This window comes from Sunxiuqinia dokdonensis, assembly GCF_001270965.1.
Classification (GTDB): Bacteria; Bacteroidota; Bacteroidia; order Bacteroidales; family Prolixibacteraceae; genus Sunxiuqinia; species Sunxiuqinia dokdonensis.
The window spans coordinates 1-2,660 of the sequence record NZ_LGIA01000064.1; the positions used below are offsets into that span (position 1 = coordinate 1).

Here is a 2,660-nt window from a genome sequence, read left to right on the forward strand (position 1 = left end):
AACATCAAAATTCTAATCGTGACACAGTTTAATGAACATTACCGCATAGAATGGAACAACGCACACTAAGAAAAATCCCAACCGGCGATTAAATCGCTTTCCTTTTGCTATTCATCCCCTCTGGAGAACTCACGACATCTGCTTTTTTCTGTTCGATGACTATAGATTTCCTGCCCGGGAAAACATACATCCGGTTCTGAACCCTATCATTTTCCGAAATCTACTATACAATAACCCATAGGAAAACGCTCCTTAACCAAGCTTATTCCTTCAGTTCATAAATGCCTGCGCCACCCCTGTCGCGCCTTCTCGCGACAACGTGGGGCATAGCTATCCGATTCTTTTATTACATACTGTCGACCAAAGTCAGCAAGGCAAGAAATGCCAAAATCGAACGCTCAACCGCTAACTAATAACCAATTCCCAATAGCTAGTAACTAATTACCAATGACTAATTTAAAAATTTGGTATGGAAGACTAAAAAGGGTTTAACGGAAGACCAAATTCAAGCATGCGAAATGAAATCAACCACAAAACAGACAAAAAAACATCGGTGAAAACGTTTTTGAAAATTTCAGAGACAACATTTTGATGTTAAAAATGCTTCTGAAAATTTCAGAGACAATATTTCCTTGTTGAAAATGCTTCTGAAAAATGCAGACGTCTATAAACGCGAAAAATAAACGACGGCATGGCTTAGTTTGCGAAAAACCGATATATCAATGCCGGTTGCTGACTAAGTAAATGAATAACTTTTAATCTAAACAAATGTCAAATGAATTTAGCACATCTACACGGCACGCTTGTCGAACGAAGAACTCAATTCGCTGTGCCGCGCTACCGTAAACTATGATTTTTAAATGATTGAATGAACGCTATAACTAAAAAAGAAGGCCTGAAAGTGAATTGACAGGCAAAACTATTTTTAAAAATACTTTATTGCAATTCAAATGGGTAATGAAACCAAAAAGGAATCATAATTCATCAAAAAATCAGATAAAATCATCATTCAAGACAATGGCAACCTGGATTCCCCTTTTCCTGAAGCGACAAACAGACTGTAGAATAACACGAAGAAACTACTTCCGACATGGGTTTCGAAATTCGAATCGCCAAAGTTTGCAAACAACAAACTAATCAAAAAAAAGAAGAAAATTGGATCGCGATAGGATTTGGTATTCACAAGCGGGTAAATGATGGCAAATAAAATCCATAGCAAGCCGATCAAGCCGAATTTCACCATGTAATCCAGGTACTGGTTGTGCGCGCCGGCGTATTGTGCCGGATCCATTTGCGATTGATTTTGCACAAAAGCATCGTGGTAGGCCTGTTTCCAATTGCCGGTTCCTACGCCAAACCAAAAATGTTCGCGGATGATGGCCAAGGCGGCTTTGGTGTATTCAATGCGTTGGGCCAACGACTTATGATTGGCATGGCCGGTCTTCAGGTAAGTGTCAATCTCCCAAATGCTAACGTAAATCCTGGGATAAAGCGATATTCCCTTGCGCGCCAGCAAAAAATTGCTGATTCCGGCTTCGATGTTGGCAATATCTTCCTCCTTCAGTTGATGGACTCCCTCAGCATCTTTGCGTAGATTCTTCGAGGTCAGGTAGCGCGCCAATGTCTCCTTGACCTGGTGCCCGTACTGATCGCGATCATCGTATTTCAAATTGGCAACCGTATTCCATGCCGCTTTCATTTCCGGCTCATTCCAGTACAAACCAAGGTAGTGCCCATTCTCAAGCCGCTGATCGGCCAAGTCGTGTTGATAGGGATTGCCATTCTTTGTCGTCTGCTCAAGCTCTTCATGCGCAATCTTATCAACATCATAATACCGGTTAACCGCGTAATACAAATAAGCAGCTGGCAGCAAAACAACCAACACCAAAACGACAAATGCCACATTTTTCTGTTTCCTTTTTTTAAGTTGAAACATCAAAATCGACAGCCCAATCCAGGTGGTTCCCAAGAAACTAAGGATGCCAGTCAGCGATTGATGCCAGAACAAAAACAAAGTCAAAAACAGCATTAGCACAAACGCCGTGGCTTGTAGCCCATGCCTGCTCTTTGTACGGTTTAAATAAAGCAGAACGGCCAGGATGATCAATGAAAACACAAGCTGCATGCTAAACCGGATATGATGGATGAAACCAAACTCCTGCGCCCGTAAAACCGAAGTTTCATTATTCAGATAAAAACCAACAATCGTAATCAAAGCCGATGAGCTTACCGCAACGACAAAGATTTTGAGTAAATTGATCAACTGCTCGGTTTTCAACTGCCTAGCAATCATAAAAGACAAAGGTATCATCAGAAATGGAATATTTTTCTGAAGGTCGTACAGCGCCCATTTACGATCGTGTGTAAATAAAACCCCAAGCAAGTAAACCAGGTAAATAGAGCTAAAAAGCAATAATTCCTTTTGATTTTTGAATGAAAGGATATCGGACCAATGTTTGCGATAAAAAAAAGAAGATAGCAGTAGCAATACTCCCGATATGGAAATCAGTGCTTCGGAAAATGGCAGGGCCACCATAAACAAAATTAGCGCCGCATAAAACCAATTGATCTTTTGGGATTTGAACATCGCGGTGTCAAAGTTAAAAGACTCCACGAAAATCTCACCGATAGTTTGCAAATTTTTCGTCAATAAAAAACCC

At 40.7% G+C, this 2,660-nt stretch carries 1 protein-coding gene; it reads right to left on the reverse strand.

Features of this window, described 5'->3' with window-relative positions; genetic code table 11:
- Window positions 1-1,009 precede the first annotated feature (1,009 nt).
- Window positions 1,010-2,660: O-antigen ligase family protein (locus tag NC99_RS06005; protein ID WP_204374918.1), on the reverse strand; the 1,651-nt coding region annotated here is incomplete at its 5' end.